This window comes from Clostridia bacterium, assembly GCA_034926675.1.
GTDB lineage: Bacteria > Bacillota > DTU025 > DTU025 > DTU025 > JAYFQW01.
In genome coordinates this window covers 85593-103238 of the sequence record JAYFQW010000001.1, presented here as the reverse complement: position 1 = coordinate 103238, position 17646 = coordinate 85593, and the positions used below count along the sequence as shown (strand labels likewise).

At 60.0% G+C, this 17646-nt stretch carries 21 protein-coding genes; all 21 read right to left on the bottom strand.

Annotated features, from left to right (window positions below; translation table 11 throughout):
* Positions 1-6: 6 nt before the first annotated feature.
* Positions 7-375 carry a YraN family protein gene (locus VB144_00490; GenBank protein ID MEA4882135.1) on the bottom strand — a complete coding sequence of 123 codons (369 nt, stop codon included), beginning with the start codon at positions 373-375 and terminating at the stop codon, positions 7-9.
* 100 nt (positions 376-475) lie between these two features.
* The gene (locus VB144_00485; protein MEA4882134.1) at positions 476-1078 is read right to left on the bottom strand and encodes a ribonuclease HII; all 603 of its coding nucleotides are present in this window, start codon (positions 1076-1078) and stop codon (positions 476-478) included.
* The gene (gene ylqF / locus VB144_00480) at positions 1075-1932 is read right to left on the bottom strand and encodes a ribosome biogenesis GTPase YlqF (GenBank protein ID MEA4882133.1); all 858 of its coding nucleotides are present in this window, start codon (positions 1930-1932) and stop codon (positions 1075-1077) included. The genes VB144_00485 and ylqF overlap by 4 nt, the downstream gene beginning before the upstream one ends.
* A 40-nt stretch (positions 1933-1972) precedes the next feature.
* Positions 1973-2698 (bottom strand): signal peptidase I, encoded by a 726-nt coding sequence (gene lepB / locus VB144_00475; GenBank protein MEA4882132.1) that lies wholly within the window; start codon positions 2696-2698, stop codon positions 1973-1975.
* Positions 2699-2773: 75 nt separating this feature from the next.
* Positions 2774-3127, bottom strand: a complete 354-nt coding sequence (gene rplS, locus VB144_00470; GenBank protein MEA4882131.1) for a 50S ribosomal protein L19 — start codon at positions 3125-3127, stop codon at positions 2774-2776.
* A gap of 62 nt (positions 3128-3189) precedes the next feature.
* Positions 3190-3945: a tRNA (guanosine(37)-N1)-methyltransferase TrmD gene (trmD, locus tag VB144_00465; protein MEA4882130.1), complete on the bottom strand. Its 756-nt coding sequence runs from the start codon at positions 3943-3945 to the stop codon at positions 3190-3192.
* 33 nt (positions 3946-3978) lie between these two features.
* A complete protein-coding gene (gene rimM / locus VB144_00460; protein ID MEA4882129.1) occupies positions 3979-4497 on the bottom strand; it encodes a ribosome maturation factor RimM in 519 nt (172 codons plus the stop codon).
* The gene (locus VB144_00455) at positions 4494-4754 is read right to left on the bottom strand and encodes a KH domain-containing protein (GenBank protein MEA4882128.1); all 261 of its coding nucleotides are present in this window, start codon (positions 4752-4754) and stop codon (positions 4494-4496) included. The genes rimM and VB144_00455 overlap by 4 nt, the downstream gene beginning before the upstream one ends.
* 12 nt (positions 4755-4766) lie before the next feature.
* Complete coding sequence (rpsP, locus tag VB144_00450) at positions 4767-5069, bottom strand: 30S ribosomal protein S16 (protein MEA4882127.1); 303 nt, start codon at positions 5067-5069, stop codon at positions 4767-4769.
* A gap of 52 nt (positions 5070-5121) precedes the next feature.
* Positions 5122-6462: a signal recognition particle protein gene (gene ffh / locus VB144_00445; protein MEA4882126.1), complete on the bottom strand. Its 1341-nt coding sequence runs from the start codon at positions 6460-6462 to the stop codon at positions 5122-5124.
* Positions 6459-6878 carry a YlxM family DNA-binding protein gene (locus VB144_00440; GenBank protein MEA4882125.1) on the bottom strand — a complete coding sequence of 140 codons (420 nt, stop codon included), beginning with the start codon at positions 6876-6878 and terminating at the stop codon, positions 6459-6461. Before VB144_00440 ends, ffh begins: the two co-directional genes overlap by 4 nt.
* A 102-nt stretch (positions 6879-6980) precedes the next feature.
* Positions 6981-7925, bottom strand: coding sequence for a signal recognition particle-docking protein FtsY (ftsY, locus tag VB144_00435; GenBank protein ID MEA4882124.1), 945 nt, complete (start codon positions 7923-7925; stop codon positions 6981-6983).
* A gap of 47 nt (positions 7926-7972) precedes the next feature.
* Positions 7973-11515: a chromosome segregation protein SMC gene (gene smc, locus VB144_00430; protein ID MEA4882123.1), complete on the bottom strand. Its 3543-nt coding sequence runs from the start codon at positions 11513-11515 to the stop codon at positions 7973-7975.
* A gap of 76 nt (positions 11516-11591) precedes the next feature.
* Positions 11592-12329 carry a sigma-70 family RNA polymerase sigma factor gene (locus VB144_00425; GenBank protein MEA4882122.1) on the bottom strand — a complete coding sequence of 246 codons (738 nt, stop codon included), beginning with the start codon at positions 12327-12329 and terminating at the stop codon, positions 11592-11594.
* A 93-nt stretch (positions 12330-12422) separates the two neighbouring features.
* Positions 12423-13160, bottom strand: a complete 738-nt coding sequence (rnc, locus tag VB144_00420) for a ribonuclease III (GenBank protein ID MEA4882121.1) — start codon at positions 13158-13160, stop codon at positions 12423-12425.
* Positions 13126-13374, bottom strand: a complete 249-nt coding sequence (gene acpP, locus VB144_00415; GenBank protein MEA4882120.1) for an acyl carrier protein — start codon at positions 13372-13374, stop codon at positions 13126-13128. The genes rnc and acpP overlap by 35 nt, the downstream gene beginning before the upstream one ends.
* A 96-nt stretch (positions 13375-13470) precedes the next feature.
* On the bottom strand, positions 13471-14484 hold the full coding sequence (gene plsX, locus VB144_00410) for a phosphate acyltransferase PlsX (protein MEA4882119.1): 1014 nt from the start codon (positions 14482-14484) through the stop codon (positions 13471-13473).
* Between the two features lie 87 nt (positions 14485-14571).
* Positions 14572-14751 (bottom strand): 50S ribosomal protein L32, encoded by a 180-nt coding sequence (rpmF, locus tag VB144_00405; protein ID MEA4882118.1) that lies wholly within the window; start codon positions 14749-14751, stop codon positions 14572-14574.
* Between the two features lie 129 nt (positions 14752-14880).
* Complete coding sequence (locus VB144_00400; protein ID MEA4882117.1) at positions 14881-15351, bottom strand: DUF177 domain-containing protein; 471 nt, start codon at positions 15349-15351, stop codon at positions 14881-14883.
* A 14-nt stretch (positions 15352-15365) separates the two neighbouring features.
* The gene (locus tag VB144_00395) at positions 15366-16583 is read right to left on the bottom strand and encodes an acetate kinase (protein MEA4882116.1); all 1218 of its coding nucleotides are present in this window, start codon (positions 16581-16583) and stop codon (positions 15366-15368) included.
* Between the two features lie 89 nt (positions 16584-16672).
* Positions 16673-17602: a peptidoglycan-binding protein gene (locus VB144_00390; protein ID MEA4882115.1), complete on the bottom strand. Its 930-nt coding sequence runs from the start codon at positions 17600-17602 to the stop codon at positions 16673-16675.
* Positions 17603-17646 lie beyond the last annotated feature (44 nt).

The following is a 17646-nucleotide window of genomic DNA, read 5'->3' as shown; positions in this document are numbered from 1 at the left end:
AGTCTGCTACGCCAGCTCAACCCCGATGAAGTGCTCGATTTGAACTGCGTCGAGCGAAGGCTCATCAGTCATACGACCTGCAATGGCCACAACATCCACTCGCACATTCCAACCGGGACACGATGCCCAAATGGACTGGGCGCATCGGATTAGGGCCTGTCGCTTCCTCTTTGAGATCTGCTCCTCTGCTCTTCCGAACAGGCTGGAGAGGCGGGTCTTGACCTCCACAACTGCGAGAGTATCGCGATCGCAGGCAAGGATATCGATCTCCAAATGCCCGATGCGCATGTTGCGCTCCAGTATCCTGTAGCCCTTGGCGATGAGATACTCCGCTGCCAGATCCTCGCCTGCCATGCCAATTTCATGCAGGTTCATTTGCAGCACTCCTCTGGGAACTGGATTCGCCATCGAGGAGCCTAACTCCTACCATAAAATGAAAAATCGCCCTTTCGGGCGTCGACTAATCTCATTGGCATTAGCCCCATCCCACTCCGTGGAATGTGCGCCTGTGAATGGCGCATGGACCCCATTCCGCCAGCCGCCTCAGGTGCTCGACAGTGGGATAGCCCTTGTGTCGGTTGAAGCCGTACTGAGGGTACAGAACATGATACTCACACATAAGCGCATCTCTCACGACCTTAGCTACAATAGAAGCCGCCGCCACGCACTCGCTTCGGCCATCGCCTTTCACGAGTGCAATTCCTGGGAACGGCATTGCAGGGAGATCACGCCCGTCGACCAATATGGCGCTGGGTTTCGTCGTAAGGCCTCCCACTGCGCGGGACATGGCCGCAAGTGACGCTACCCTTATGTTAGCAGCATCTATCTCATCCTGCCAGGCGAGGCCGATGCTCACTTCGGCGCTGCGCCTGATGATTTCGAATAGAAGATGCTCGCGGACGGTAGCCGTGAGTTTCTTGGAATCCCTCACCCCGTCAACATGTGATGAGGCTCGCATCACAACGACCGCGGCAATGACCGGCCCAGCGAGTGGACCACGCCCCGCCTCATCGACGCCTGCAATCACTGGGAATCCAGCACTCCTCAGGCAATCATCGAAATCTGCGAGCGCGCTCATGGCAGATCCAGCGTTATCCGGCCGAGACGACCAGATCGGAAGTCCCTGATGAAAAGGTCGGCCGCGCGCGCGGTGTCTTCCCCCCCGCCGGGCAGAACGCATTTGCGCACCCTGGCGACGTGCTGCAGGATCAGCCCGGGGTCAGTGAGCTCCGGAGGCATCCCGTATCTCTCACGCCACTGCACAGGGCCTGACTCAACCAGACGCCCGGCAAGTGATGCAGCCACTTCTTCCACATCATACTGAGTGTCGGAGATGCAGGCTATGCACCCAAGCACAAACCATGTTGAAGGATCGTCAACCCTTGGGGGCATGATGCCCGGAGTGTCGAGCAGTTCAAGATCGCGCCCAACCACTATCCATTGCGGCCCTCGCGTCACCCCAGGTCGGTCGCCTGTTTTCGCTCCGGCTCTGCCGGCTGCCTGGTTGATGAATGAGGACTTCCCCACGTTTGGAATGCCAACAACCACGGACCTGAACCTCCTGTGAATCCTCCGCTCTAGAGCGACCTCGGAGTGATCACCTGTTCCATGGGCGTCAGCTGCAACAGACTCCGCGGCTGCAATGGCCGCAGAAACCCCGCTGCCATTCTGGCAGTTTGCCAGCACCGCACGGACCCCCTCCTGCTTGAAACGGCCCATCCATGCCTTCGTGGCCGCAGGGTCGGCCAGATCGGCCTTGGTGAGAACAATCAGCCTGGGCTTGTTCCCAGCCGCCAGCGCAAACTGTGGGTTCGCCGTGCATCTTGGGGCCCTTGCGTCTAGGATCTCAATCATCACGTCTACCAATCTCATGCTCTGGCGCAGACCCGTAAGGGCTTTCGCCATATGGCCTGGGTACCAGCTCTGCCCCATTAGCGTTGACTCCCCCCCGTGAGAGAAAAGCCGGACCCAGTCAGTCCGGCGTCAAACCACTCTCTGCTCCGTTGACAAACGCCCACCTGCCTGGCAGATAGGCAGAACCAGGCGCTCTTCGATACACCGGCGCCCGGAACTCCCTTGCGCGAGAAGGCGGCCAGAAAACGAAGAACGCTCTCCCCTCAATACTCGAGACCGGGACCATTCCGACTGACTCATCCCGGCTATCCTGGCTCGCGTTTCTGTTGTCTCCCAGCACAAACAGGGCGCCCTCTGGCACCCTCCGGGGCCCGTAATCCGACTTGGCGGGCTCGGAGGTGTAATGCTCATCAAGGGCCTCTCCGTCCACAAACACCAGGCCGGAGAGGATTGCCACCCGCTCCCCTGGAAGCCCAATCACTCGCTTGATGTATCTCTCCTGCGGATTCGCAGGGTATCTGAACACGATGACTTGGCCTCTGGCAGGCGCGCGAGACCTGTATCCCAGCTCATCCACAAGCAGACGTTCTCCGTCGTGCAGTGTCGGCTCCATGGACTTGCCCCGTACAACGAAGGATCTGGCGACGAAGGTCGTCATGAACGCAGCCAGGACCAGGGCAACGATGAATGTGTTCACGTAGTTGGCTACATCTGCTGCGAGCCTTCTCGCCACAAACCTGGGCTCACGCCCATTCGGCGACGAGCCTGACGGGGATTCCCCATTGTTCTCGCTGGGTGCACGCTCGTCGGTAGACTGCGCGCCATCTTCAGGCAGCAGATGCATTCCAGTACCTCCCGTACACGCCGAAACCCGTCGTTAAGCGGCGAATGCACGCGCTGATCCCGGTGGACGACAGCCCTACGCCTGCTGACGCTTCTGCTCCTTGATCCTGGCAGTCTTCCCAACCCGGTTCCTCAGGTAGTACAGCTTCGCCCTGCGGACAGAACCGCGCCTGGATACCTCGATCTTGTCGACCTTGGGAGAATGGACAGGGAATATGCGCTCCACACCGATTCCTGATGACATCTTCCGCACGGTGAATGTCTCACAGGCTCCACCGCCGCTCCTTGCAATGACGGTGCCCTCAAAGACCTGAATCCTTTCGCGGGCGCCTTCAACCACCCGAACGTGAACGCGAACCGTATCTCCTGGTGCAAAGTCGGGCAGATTCTGCTTCATCTGCTCGCGCTCGATTGTATCGATGATATTCAATTGCATTTCACTCCTCAACCCGTTTTCGACAGACGACAGTATAGCATAACCGGATCAACGCGTCACTCGTTGAGCATGGAGTCCTTCTTGAGCATCTCGATGATCTCGATATCCTCTTCAGAGAGATTCGCCTCCGCAAGAACGTCCGGCCGCCTTGCCATGGTCCGCGCAAGGGCCTGAGTGCGCCTCCAGACCCGGATCCGCTCGTGATCCCCAGAGAGGAGCACAGCAGGAACTCCCTGCCCGCGCCACTCCCTTGGGCGCGTGTAATGTGGATAGTCTAGAACACTGTGCCAGAAGGAATCCTCCGCCGCGCTCTCCGAATCCCCAAGGGCGCCCGGGAGCAGGCGCGCCACGGCGTCCACCATGACCATCGCGGGAAGCTCCCCTCCAGTGAGTACGTAGTCGCCAATCGAGACCTCATCGGTTGCCAGCTCCGCCACGCGCTCGTCGATGCCCTCGTAGTGACCGCATATCACCACCAGATGCGGACAGGCCGCATACTCCCGCGCAGCGTCCTGCGTGAATCTCCGCCCCGCCGGTGTGGTGAGGATAACCCTGGACTCCCCTCCGCCCAAAAGCTCCCTCGCTGCGAGAGCATGCTCCACCGCCGCCGCTATAGGCTCCGGTTTCATCACCATGCCAGGACCGCCGCCGAACGGATAGTCGTCGACCACCTTGTGCTTGCTCGTGGCGAAATCGCGGATATCGTGGATCCGGATGGTGAGAATCCCGCGTTCCTGAGCCCGCCCGAGAATGCTCTCTGACATCGCCCCGTAGAACATTCCCGGGAAGATCGTTAGGATATCCACTTCCATGCGCTGCCTCACCATGCCCCTCGACCGCCTGCATCAACGCAGGCCAGGCCTATCATCCACGACTATGCGGCCTTCAATCACGTCCACCTGCAGTAGAATGTCGTGGACGACCGGAACTAGGAACTCCGCGCCCGAATCCTGCCTGACTACAATCACATGGTTGGCTGGCATGTCCAGCACATCAGCGACCACCCCGAGCCGTTCTCCGGCAGATGAAACACACATGAGCCCAACAAGCTGGTGCTCATAGAACTCGCCTTCCGGCGCAGGCGGGATCTCCGAAGCAGGAAGGTACATGCTCGCCCCCACAAGCGTGCGGGCCTGATCCAGGTCGCGCATTCCCAACAATCTCACGAGAGCGAACCGGCCGTGGGCGCGCTCGGAGTCCACCAGCGCCGGCACGGGCTCATCCCCTGGGTTGCGCTCCAGGTATACCCTCTGTACGCCCTGGAACCTCCTAGGTGAGCCGTTGCACGTTGCGACCTTGACCTCGCCCCGAAGCCCGTGGGCGCCGATTACCTCTCCCACCAGGATCAACGGGTCGCTAGTCATCCCACGATCTCGACCATGGCGCGCTTTCCCTCGCGTGCAGCCATCGCCTTGGTCACGGTGCGTATCGCCCTGGCGATGCGGCCATGCTTCCCGATGATCTTGCCCATATCATCGGGGGCGACCGACACTTCGAAGATCACGGAATCGTTGTTGTCAATCTCCCTCACCTGCACCTGTTCCGGTTCGTCCACAATGTTTGCTGCGAGAAAGACCACCAGATCTCGAAGTCGTCCTTCTTCCCTGTTAGCTGCAGTCATCAATCTCACCGACTACTTCTCGGAACCCTCAGCAGGCTCAGCAGCACTGGCCAGCCGTGTCCCGTTCTTAGCGGCCTCCACGCCGGCTTTCACGAGAAGCGCACGCACAGTGTCTGACGGACGCGCCCCGCGCCCAAGCCACTCGGCCGCGCGCTCGGCGTCGACTACTAGTTCAACTGGTTGGGTTCGAGGATTGTAGTGGCCTATGATCTCCACAAACCTGCCATCGCGAGGCGAGCGTGAGTCAGCCACGACGAGCCGATAATGGGGTTGCTTGATCGCTCCTGTTCTGGTCAGCCTGATACGAAGAGCCATTCTGTAAAACACCTCCGAATGCCTGGTCCACTTGAGCCTGGTTATCCTGCGTTTATGGAATGAACGGGAGCTTGCCCACTGGGCCGCCCCGGCGTCCCGCGTCTCCAAGCTGCTTCAACAGCTTACGAGCCTCCCCGAACTGCTTGAGAAGCCCGTTCACGTCCTGTACCTTCATTCCGCTTCCAGCGGCGATCCTCCGTTTCCGCGACCCGTCGACTATCGCGGGGTTCCTCCGTTCCGCTGGGGTCATTGAGCGGATTATCGCCTCAACGTGTCCGAGTTCCTTCTCATCCACCTTGACATCCTTGAAGGCCTTTGCCTTGGAGAATCCCGGGATCATGCCCAGCAACTGATCGAGGGGACCCATTTTGCGCATGTCCTGAAGTTGCTTCAGGAAGTCGTCGAGGGTGTACTCCTGCTTGCGGAGTTTCTCTTCGGCCTTCTTTGCCTGCTCAACATCGAAGATCTCCTGCGCCTTCTCGATCATAGTGAGCATATCGCCCATGCCAAGGATCCTCGACGACATCCGATCCGGATGGAACTGCTCAAGGGCATCCAGCTTCTCTCCGGCGGCGACGAACTTGATGGGCTTGCCAGTGACCGCCCGAACCGAAAGCGCGGCGCCTCCCCGTGCATCTCCATCGAGTTTGGTGAGGATCACCCCGTCGATCACGAGCCGCTGGTTGAAGGATGTGGCCACGTTCACGGCATCCTGTCCGGTCATGGCATCCACCACGAGAAGAGTCTCGTCCGGATGGATCCGTTCCTTGATCCGGGAAAGCTCTTGCATCAGAAGGTCATCTATGTGGAGCCTTCCGGCTGTATCGAGAATCACCGTGTCGTAGCCGAACGACTTCGCACGCTCGACTGCGCCTGCAGCGATATCCACCGGATCAGCCCGCTCTCCAAGGGTGAAGACCTCCACGTGGAGTTGCTCTCCGAGCACCTCGAGCTGCTTAATGGCGGCAGGGCGATACACGTCCGCGGCGGCGAGCAGCGGCTTGCGGCCCTGTCGACGAAGGGTGTTCGCCAGCTTCGCGCAGCTTGTGGTCTTGCCAGAGCCCTGCAGCCCCACGAGCATGATCACTGTAGGAGGCTTGGGAGCAAACGCTATCTTTGAGGCCTGCCCACCCATAAGCTCGGTGAGCTGGGAGTGGACTACCTTTATCACCTGCTGGGCGGGGGTCAGGCTCGACAACACGTCCTCGCCCACAGCGCGGCTTCGCACCTGCCCAATGAAGTCCTTGGCAACCTTGAAGTTGACGTCGGCCTCCAAAAGCGCCATTCGCACCTCGCGCAATGCGGCGTCCACGTCCTTCTCCGTGAGCTTGCCTCTGTTCTTCAGGTTCTTGAAAACGCTCTGAAGCCGCGCCGAGAGCCCCTCAAACATCAGACGTCACCTTCCCTGCAGCAGTTTTCGCTCGACAGTGAAGCGATGCACTCCTTTGCGCGAGTAAGCTCAGCCAAGGCCGCCTCTAACAGCTCTGCAGCGCCAGGGCCTGTATGATCAGCGACAGCCAGCACCGCCGAAATCGCGGCGGACACCGACTCATCCAGCTGTGCGAGCCGTCTCTCCCTCGACTCGCCCTCGGCTACCAACGCGAAGACCTGCTCGTATCCTTCCATCGACCGCTCCGCTCGCGCCAGCGTATCGTGGACCGCCTGGCGCGACACCCCATGAAGCTCGGCGATTTCAGCAAGGGAGAAGTCCTGAAGGTAGTGGAGGTCGCACATCTCACGCTGGCGCTCGGTGAGAAGAAGTCCGTATCTGTCAAGCAGTTCGCCCATGCGAATCATCTTGCCGAGCATCTACATCGACCATCCATCCAAGTGTTAAGGTGCAAACCTTTACACCAGCAAGTATATGGCCTCGGGCGAACTGTGTCAACTCATCCTTGCCTCATCGGTCCGCTATTCCGCTGCCGTGCTGACGCCCTCCGGTCGGAGCAAGCCCTGAATGAACTCACGCGGGTCAAATGGACGGAGGTCATCGACTGCTTCGCCCACTCCAACGAACTTGACCGGGATCCCCAACTCCTGGCTTACTGCCACGACTATTCCGCCACGCGCCGTCCCGTCAAGCTTGGTTAGGACGATTCCTGTGACCCCCACTGCCTCGTTGAACACTCTCGCCTGCGCAATCGCATTCTGGCCCGTGGCGGCGTCGATTACCAGCAGCACCTCGTGGGGAGCATCTGGGCACTCTCGGGAGATGACTCTCCTGACCTTCTTTAGTTCCTCCATGAGGTTGCTCTTTGTATGCAGCCTGCCCGCCGTGTCCACCAGCAGATAGTCGGCGCCGCGAGATCTTGCGGCCTGCAATGCGTCGTACGCCACTGCAGCAGGGTCCGATCCTTCTTGGTGCCTGATGACGGTAGATCCACTTCTTCCGCCCCATACCTCCAGCTGTTCGATGGCGGCGGCACGGAAAGTGTCGGCAGCCCCCAGCATCACCCGGTTTCCGGCGTTCGAGAGGCTCGCCGCGATTTTCCCGACTGACGTGGTCTTCCCCGTGCCATTTACGCCAACCACCATGATGACTGTCGGGGATGTTGCTGCACGCACGAGTGGAGACGGCTCAGTTCCAAGGATGGACATGAGCTCATCTCCAAGCAGCGATCTCACACCATCCGCGTCGAGCTTCTCCCCGCGCAATCTGCGAGCGCGCAGCGAGTCAATGACCGAACGCGCCGCCGATACACCCAGATCCGCCTGGATCAGGACTGCCTCCAACTCCTCAAGGGAATCCTCATCAAGTGCCGACTTGCCAGAGAACACAGCCTCGATCTTACCCATGAGCGCGTCTCTCGTCTTCGCAAGCCCGTTACGAATAGCGGAGAAAACCGATGGCGACATGGACCTACCTCCGTGAATCCGCGATGCTTATGCTGCGGGACTCATCATTATTGTGCTGCTCTGATTGAGAACACCTTCGATACGCCGGACTCCTCCATTGTCACTCCGAAGAGCGTGTCTGCACACTCCATAGTGCGCTTCCTGTGAGTGACCAGGAGAATCTGAACCTGCCGTGAGAACGGACCCAGTAGATCTACGAACCTGGCAACGTTCGCCTCATCAAGTGCGGAGTCTATCTCATCAAGGACGCAAACTGGGCTTGGCTTGACTCTCATGATCGCAAACAAGAGCGCAATCGCCACGAGAGCCCTCTCTCCCCCTGAGAGTAGGGACAGGTTCGTGAGCTTCTTGCCAGGCGGCTGACAGGCCACATCGATCCCGCATTCGAGTGGATTATCCGTGTCATCGAGAATCAGATCCGCAGTTCCGCCCCCGAATATGTCGTCGAAGATGTCGTTGAACTCTATCCTGATCGCCTCGAAGGTCTCCATGAATTGCTTTTTGCACACCCGTTCGCTTTCGCCGGCAACCCTGGCAAGCGACTCCTGCGCCTCATCAAGATCCGCTAGCTGGCCCTGGAGGAATGCGCATCTCTGGGCGAGGCCGGAGTGCTCCTCAACTGCGGCGTGATTCACCGGCCCCATCTCTGATATCTTCGCACGAACCACAGCTATTTCCGAGAGCACGCTCTCCCTGGACTCCAGCACAACGTCGCGGCGGAGCGCCTCCTCAGGGCTCATGCAGTATGATGCGGCCAGTTTGCCCACTGCGGATTCATACTCAGCCTCCACCCGCGCGTCCTCCACCCGCACCTGCGCGAGAAGGTCCGAGACTGCCCCGTGGGCCCTCCTCGCCGCTCTGGCGTTTCTCTCGGCCGCATTGGCCGCCTCAGCACGAGACGCCTTGGCCTCACGCGCCGAATCCAGATCCTCCTGCATCCTTCTGTGGGACTGCGCACACACGGCTGCAGCCTCCCGCGCGGCTTCGATCTCGCGCATGTTCGATGCAGACTCTGCAACGACCCGTTCGGTGTCCTGCCCAAGTCGCGCCAGTTCTGCCGCGGATGCAGCGCAATCCGCTTTGGCTCTTTCCAGGGCGGCGTCGAGCGCCTTCGTCCTCTCCCGTGAAGCGGCCAGTGCAGATGCCGCTTCGGTGCAGCATCTCGAAGCCGCGGCCGCGTCGGCCCGAAGCGAAGCGAGGTTCTCAGCAGCAGCAGCCTGCGCTTGTCCGATCTCAGCGCGCGCAAGCTCCGCCTCGACCGCCTCATCACTGATCCGCACTGCATCTGCCTCTAGCGACTCGTTCTCAGCCAGAACAGATTCCAACTCAAGCCTGAGCGCCTCCAGCTCTTCCGACGAGCGCACGTGCGCAGATGATTGGTTTCGCGCCCTCTCAGTGAGAGTCCTCAGCGCAAGTTCGCACTCTGCCCTCCTGCGCTGAGCTGCCCCGAGTGCCTCCTCGGAAGCCTCGACCGCTGATGCCGCAGACTCCCGGTCCTGCCCGAGCCTGCTGCGTTCAGCCTCCGCACGGGCCAGATCAGCCTGAATCTCCTCGAGCCTCCGTGAACGGGCAAGCAGTCCAGCTTGCCTATCGGGGATCTCTCCTCCGGTGATCGCTCCTCCTGAGGAAATGGCATCCCCATCCAGTGTCACTATCCTGCACCTGAGCCCGGTTTTGGCCAGGGCCACTCCACGTGCGAGTTCAGCCACGACCACGACTCTCCCGAGGAGATAGTCGACTGCCTTTCGGTGCTCAGGGGCACACTCAACCAGCTCCGATGCAAGGCCCACTATGCCAGGGCCATGCGGAACCTCAGAGCGAGGCAACGGCGACGGCCGCAGGATATCGAGGGGAAGGAACGTAGCGCGTCCGGATTTTCCAGACTTGAGAATCCCCACCGCACGCTCGGCGGCGTCGGAGGAACTCGCTACGATGTTCTGGACAGCCGCTCCCAAAGCGGCCTCCACGGCCGTCTCATACTCTCTTGGGACCCTGATGAGGTCAGCGACAACTCCGAGAAGCCCGAGCCGCTTCCCGCCGTCTTTCGAAAGAAGGGTCCTCACAGCGCGTCCGTATCCTTCGTATTGACGCTGAATGGCTTCGAGGCTTGTGTGGGTCGCACGGATCTCAGATTCCACGGAACTGGCTGCACCGAATCGACCAGCACTCTGTTCAAGGCGAAGCCTGGAGGTTGCCAGATCCGCCTTCGCAAGGTCAAGGCCATTGCCCGCCTCCGCCCAGGCCCGCTCCAGCGAAACAGCCTCGATAGCTGCCTGCTCAGAAGCCTCCTCGGCACGCTCCTGCTCCTTGCTGCGGGAAGCGATTTGTGCGCGGATTCTCTCCACCCGCGCCTGCCCTGATCGCCTCGACGCCTCGTTCGCTGCGGACCTCGAACGAAGCTCCGCCCCGCGCGCAAGCGCACCGAAGAGGCTCGCTCTGCTCCCTTCCGCCGCCGACTCGGCCGCTGCAACCTGTGCCGCAAGTTCCGCAGCTCGCGCCTCTAGCTGCTTCGCCTCGTGCACGCACTGCTCGAGGCTGCACCTCGCCTCTGCTGCCCGCGCCGATACATCCGCGAACTCAGAACGTCGGACTGTGAGCCGATCCGATTCAGCAGAAAGCATTGCCTCAATCTGAGCAGACTGGGCCTCTAGAGCGGCCCGTCTCTCTTCGCAAACCTGGACGCGCCCGCTCTCCCTTTCTGCCGTTGCGGCAGCCTCGGAGGCAGCTGAATGCATGGCGTCCACCGCCGACTCTGCCTGCGCCACGCTCATTCTTGCGTCTTCCAGAGCTGCTTCGCACTCTGCGACCGCGACAGCGTCGGCTCTCTCTTCCTCGATAAGGCTTTCGAGCCGAGCGGCAAGCTCCGCCCGACGGCTGGCAAGCTGTAGAATGTCAGCAGAGAGGATATCTAGCTCCATTCGGGAAGCCCGATCAGTAAGGTCTTGCCACAGTCGTGCCTGTTCCGCCTGGGCCTCGAGCAGCGGCAGCTGCCTTGCGAGTTCCGCAGCGAGGTCGCCAACCCTAAGCTGGTCTGCGTGAACCTCAGCGAGTTTCCGCTCTGCCTCCCGTTTCCGGACCCTATACTTGGCTGTGCCAGAAGCCTCATCGAACACCGCGCGCCTGTCCTCGGGACGCGCAGACAGTATCGAATCGATCTTGCCCTGCTCCACCACGGAATAGGCCTCTCGGCCCAGGCCTGTCCCAGAGAAGAGATCGCTAATGTCCCGAAGCCTGCAAGCCACCCCGTTCAGGGAGTACTCGCCCTCACCTGAACGGTATAGTTTCCTCGTCACCGTAACCTCGTCGAAATCCATATCGAAGAACTGATCGGAGTTGTCGAATACAAGGGTCACCTCAGCGTAACCCAGCCCGCGCCGGCTTTCGCTGCCGGCGAAGATCACGTCCTGCATTTTCGAGCCTCTGAGCAACCGCGCACTCTGTTCGCCCAGTGCCCACCTGAGGGCGTCGGATATGTTGCTCTTGCCAACACCGTTGGGCCCGACGATCCCGACAATGCCACGGGTCAAGTCGAGTTCAACTCGGCCTGCGAATGACTTGAACCCGAAGAGAGAGAGCTTCTTTAAGTACAAAGATGAATGGCCCTCCCATAGCAATGGGCCGGTATGAGCCGGCCCGCATTTCTACCATAGATGCCAACTCCGCCGCCTACTCGCCATCTGCGCGTGCATGCTCCGGCACGTCTTTCGGCACGCCCTCTGGCGCCCGCCTATATGACCTGAGGCTCAAGCACAGATCCTCCCGCCGCCTGCCGTACAACGGCAGATCCGGGTTGCCCAGTGAGCCATATCTTCTGACCAGGCGCCCGAGCTTGCGCAGAGCTCTCGAACGAGCGTTGTCCACGCTTTTGTATGTAACCCCAAGACGACCGGGCATCTCCCCCGCCGAGTAGCCTGCGAGGACCATCAGGATTACCGATAGCTCCAAGGTGGACAGGTGCCCACGAAGAACCTCAGCCACCCGTGCCGCGGATTCGCCCTCAACCGCCGCATCCTCAGGGCTCAGGGGGCGCGACGACTTCACGTCAGGCGGGAGCAGTCCCAGTTCCGTGCTGGCTTCCGCCCTGTTGGGCGCCACGGACCGAAGGGCGTAGGTAGGCATCTTCCATGCGCGAGCCGCCCAGTTCGCGATCTGCCTGTATATGCAGAGGTACGCGAACGAACTGAACCTGATGCCAGCACAGGTCGGATCAAACTGCATGACAGCACGGATGAGCCCGATCATGCCCTCCTGCAATGCATCGTCGTAGTCATGAGTCGGACGCCAGGAAGCTCGGGCCAGGGAGCGCGCCATGGGAGTATACCTCTTCACCAGCTCTATCCAAGCGCCCTGTTCACCCCGCTTCGATCTTGCGACGAGAGATATGTCGTCTTCCCGCTCCACCATGGCCAGACCTCCAAATCGCCGATCCAGATTGCATCGTGCATCCTATCTGAATCATATTTGGACGTCCCTGCAGGTATTCGCGGATGGCTCGCGTTACGAATCCCGATGTGACGACGCATCGAGCAGTGAGGCCAGAGCGGATCTTGCGGCCTCCTGCTCCGCCTGGCGCTTGCTAGACCCCTCCCCAGAGCCGGCTATCGCCTCTCCGATGAGCGCCTCTGCCGTGAAACATGGCCTGTGAGGTGGGCCCTCGGCTCTTACGATTCGATATGATATCGCACCCAAGGGACCGCCCTGCACCTCTTCCTGAAGAGCAGTCTTATAGTCGCTAGCTGGCCCCAACATGACCGCCTCAATGGTAGGCGACATGGCTCTGACGATGAAGGCCCTGGCGTGCTCGAATCCAGAGTCGAGGTAGAGAGCCCCTATCACGGCTTCCATCACCCCAGCCAAGTTCCGAGTCCGCGTTCGGCCGCCGGTGCTCTCCTCGCCGTGGCCAAGCCTCACGTGGGCGTCGAGCCCCATCTCTCTCGCCACGCGTGCAAGCGAGAGCCCACTCACGACCTGAGCGGATACTTTCGAGAGCTTGCCCTCATCAGCATCTCCCATAACCCGAACCAGTTCCCCTGCAACTACTGCCTTGAGGATAGCATCACCCAGATACTCAAGGCGTTCGTTAGATTCAGAGCGCTCCAGCCCGTGCTCAGAGGCGTAGGAAGTGTGAGTAAGGGCGCGGACCAGGAGTCCGGAATCGCCGAAATGGCAGCCTATAGTGGCCTCTACCAGGCCACGGTCATCACCTGTTTGAGACACGTTCCAGTATGTAGGCAACAGCCTGACCCACTGTTCTGAGGGAATCGAAGTCCGCATCTGGAACCCTAATGGAGAACTCCTCCTCAAGATCGTACACGATCTCGTTCAGGTAAAGCGAATCAGCGCCAAGATCCTCGATGAAGCTCGACTCCGGAAGGATCTCCTCCTCAGGGATGCCGAGCTTGTCGGCGACGATCTCACGCACCTTTGCCATGACCTCAGACTCCGTCATCATCAACACCTCCGCGTGCGCGCGTTTGTACTCATATTATCGGGTAACCGAATCTTGTTCAAGTCAGCGCTGATGCACATCTTCCGAGAAAACCGCCTACTCGGCCTCGGGAATGGCTCCGAGGTTCCCGATTCCCTCGCGCATGCGGAGCGTGAGCCCTGAATCCATTGCCTCGCCCGCAACGCGTATCGCGTTCGCAAAAGCCTTCGCGTTAGAACTGCCGTGCGCCTTGACCAGCAATCCAGAGAGGCCGAGAAGAGGCGCCCCTCCATACTCCGAGTAGTCCATCCGGGCCTTTACACTCCGAAGTGCGGGTTTCATGAGCAGCCCGCCGACTTTGGCGCGCATGCTCGAAGCCGCAGCCTCGCGCACCATTTCGAATATGGTGAGCCCGACCCCTTCCATGAGCTTCAAGGCTATGTTCCCGGTGAATCCATCCGTCACGATCACATCTGCCACACCCTGCAGCAAGAGACGGCTCTCCACGTTGCCCACAAACTCCAGCCTGGACTGGTCCTCAAGCATCTTGTGGGCTGCCACGGTCACTGCGTTTCCCTTCGAAGCCTCGGCGCCGTTGGAGAGGAGGCCAACCCTGGGCCTCTCGATGTGAAAAACCGATGCTGCGTAGGCCGCCCCCAAGACGGCGAACTGAAGCAGGTGCTCTGGCCTACACTCCGGGTTTGCTCCCACGTCAAGCATGACGCAGGGGTTTCCCGTGGTTGGAATGGGCGTAGCCAAAGCAGGCCTGGCGACGCCGGGAATCCGCCCCACAACAAGCGGACCCGCGGCGACCAATGCGCCTGTGCTCCCAGCCGACACCAGGGCCCCGGCTGACCCATCTCTCACCAACCTGGCCCCAACTACCAGTGAGGAATCGCGCTTGTGCCTCACGGCTGAGAGCGGATCCTCATCCATGGAAATGGATTCCGGCGCATGCATGATCTCGAGGGGTGATTCACTCTTTCCCAGCTCGCGAAGCTCGCTGCGGATGATGCGCTCATCGCCTACGAGTATCATGTCGGAACCATACTCTTCGAATGCCCTTGCAGCGCCTGCCACCATCCCGCGCGGCCCCAGATCGCCGCCCATGACATCAACGGCTATGCGCATTGAACACTCCCCCATAAAAAGCTTAGAGCGGGTTCGCCCGAACCTGTGGCAGTCCGAGTGAATCCGCTCAACCTGCTTTTGCCCTCGCTACTCTGCCACTACGATGACTTCTCGGCCATTGTAGTATCCGCACTCCGCACACACAGTGTGAGGGAGTTTTGGTTTCTTGCACTGCGGACACACGGAGAGAGAAGGGGCTTCGGCCTTCCAGTTAGCTCTGCGCTTGCGAGTGCGCGACTTTCCGAATCGCTGCTTTGGATTAGCCATGATTCCGGTTTATTCGAGGCTCGCTTGGCAGATGCCCCGAAAAACCTCCCCACCCCCTAGTCTAATGGAAAACGTCAAGCTTTCCTATTGTACTATTCTTCGCTCAGCGAGGCAAGACCCCGCCGATCCTCAAACGCGATCATTGCCGGCGCACCCACATTCGCCAAGGTTAAGGTCCTTTCCACACGTGGGACACAGCCCACGGCACTCCTCCTTGCAGACTATCCTGAACGGCAGCGAAAGCAGGATGGCCTTCTCAACCTCCGGCCCAATGTCAATCACTTCGCCATCGTAGACTCCCTCATCTTCGTCCACGGCAGATGGGGCTTCATCTCGCCTGTAGTACGACTCAGCGAAAGGGACATGGAAATCCATTGTGAACTCTCCCAGGCACCTGTCGCAAGTGGCCGTTCCACGCCCGGTCGCGTAGCCCGTGATCACGATCCTCTGACCTGTATTAGTCGCCTGCCCAACGAAGCGCAAAGGCTCCATGAATCTAATCTCCGAACGCTGAAGATCGAGGGGAAGGAACTCCTCCACGAGGTCGAGGGACACAGAGGCGCCTTTCTCCCCTCGAAGTGACTCCACGTCAATGCGCATCAGATCCACCTCTGTCAGGACCCAGACCGCAGCTTGCCGACAAGCTCCGCGGTATCCCGAGCTATAGTTATCTCCTCATCGGTCGGGATCACCATGACAGCAACACCCGATCCGGGCAGGGATATTATCTGCTCAACACTTCTCGATGTATTCTTCTCCACGTCGAGCCGGACCCCAAAGAATCCAAGCCTGTCGCATATGCGCCTTCGCATATCCCCGGAGTTCTGGCCGACTCCGGCCGTAAAGACGATGCCATCCAGAGCGCCCATGGCAACAGCATACGCCCCAATGTACTTCGCCACCCTGTAGGCGAACACATCCAGCGCAAGCTGAGCAAGCTCGTGGCCTTTCGAAGCGGCCTCCTCGAGATCGCGAAAATCATTGGACAGTCCACCAGAAAGCCCCAACACCCCGGACTTCTTGTTCAGGTAGCCAAGGACCACTTCACTTGCGCTCTTGCCGAGTTTCTCGCAGAGGAAGGACACGATCGCAGGATCGATGTCGCCTGACCGCGTTCCCATGACGAGCCCTTCTAGGGGTGTGAAACCCATGCTCGTATCGATCGACTTGCCGCCTTTGACAGCAGCGACGCTCGAGCCGTTGCCAAGATGGCAAGTTGCGATGCTAATCTCCTCAATTGGTCGCCCAAGGAGGCCAGCGGCCCGCCCGGCCACGTACCTATGGGACGTGCCATGGAATCCGTAGCGCCTCACACCGTACTTTCTGTACATCTCGTACGGAAGCGCGTACATGAAAGCCTCTTTTGGCATGGTCTGATGGAACGCCGTGTCGAACACTCCCACCATGGGAAGACTTGGCATGAGCCGCCTGCACGCCTCGATGCCCATGATGTTCGGGGGGTTGTGAAGCGGCGCCAGATCCTGGCAGTCGATCAAGGCCTGCATCACTTCGGAATCGATCAGCACCGATCCGGCAAATCTCTCTCCTCCGTGAACAACCCTGTGGCCTATGGAGGATATCTCCGAGAGATCGCCGATCACACCTATCGCTGGATCGACCAAAGCCCGGAAGACAGCGTCTAGGGCACGCTCGTGATCGGGCGCGTCCACCTTGAGTTGAGTCTTTCCTTTTCCGTTCGGCCGATGGACCAGGAAAGCCTCTGGCGTCCCGACTCTCTCCACTCCTCCGCGGGCGAGGCACGACTCATCCGACATGTCGAAAAGCTGATACTTCACCGACGAACTGCCGCAATTGACGACCAGAATCTTCATCGAACATAGACCTCCTCAGCGTTCAAAAAGAAAACATGGCCTGCGCCATGTTGCGAAACGCGAACCAACGTCAGGTGCGAACGGCATCTCTACCTGCCCGCGGCCACACGGACCATACGCTGATGATCCGGATCCACCAAGTCACTGGCATGAGTGCGCGACCCCAGGAAATGCACGCAGAAGTGCCCATCGAAGCCGTTGCCCCGGATCGCCTGCCCACCATGGGGACAGCAGTTGATCGAAGCAGCGATCCTGCGAACGCCGACGGTTACAATCACGGCCCTCCGCTCCCACGACCAGGCGCCGCCCACGATTCTCCGGAAGACTTCAGTATCCGCCGCCGTGAGAGGCTCCGCGTCGGCATGGTTGTGCCCACCGCGCCTCTGCACATTGAAGGAAAGCCCGCTGGCTACGTCAGTAATCGTGGCCCTGCTCACAAAGACTTTGGCAGCATCAGCCCACGCAAGCAACTCCACATTCCCACGGCCTGACTGAGCCCTAGATGAGGCGGACGATGACACCGGTATGACTAGCTTCTGGCCAGGACGAATCATCTCCGGCTTGGCAACCCCGGACGCAGAAGCTATCGCCTCAACACTCACTCCGAACTTTTTGGCGATACCGTACATGGTGTCGCCCTGCGCCACCACGTAGGAGCGAGACTCCTTCGGCCCGGTCCCCTTAGCCAGGGCAGCCCACGTCATGGGGCCCACGATTCCATCTGCCAGTATACCATGGTCCGACTGGAACTTCACGACCGCGCTGTGGGTAGCAGGGCCAAACACCCCATCTGATACGCCTTTAAGACACCCGGCAAGGCTGAGGTACTCCTGCAACTCGCACACATACTCTCCTCGGTCGCCCTTTCGCAAAGTCTGCGCTGGCGCCTTGTTCTCTGCGGCGCACACGCGCCCCGGCACGAGAGCGATCACCGCCCCGCTGACACAGGATGCCGCCAGCAACGCCAGCAGCACTGTTCGACCCAGATGTATCCTCGTAGACGCGGGTGATCCTATCATCGACGATCCAGCCCCCCGTCGGAACCATATCGATTTCTATTCTA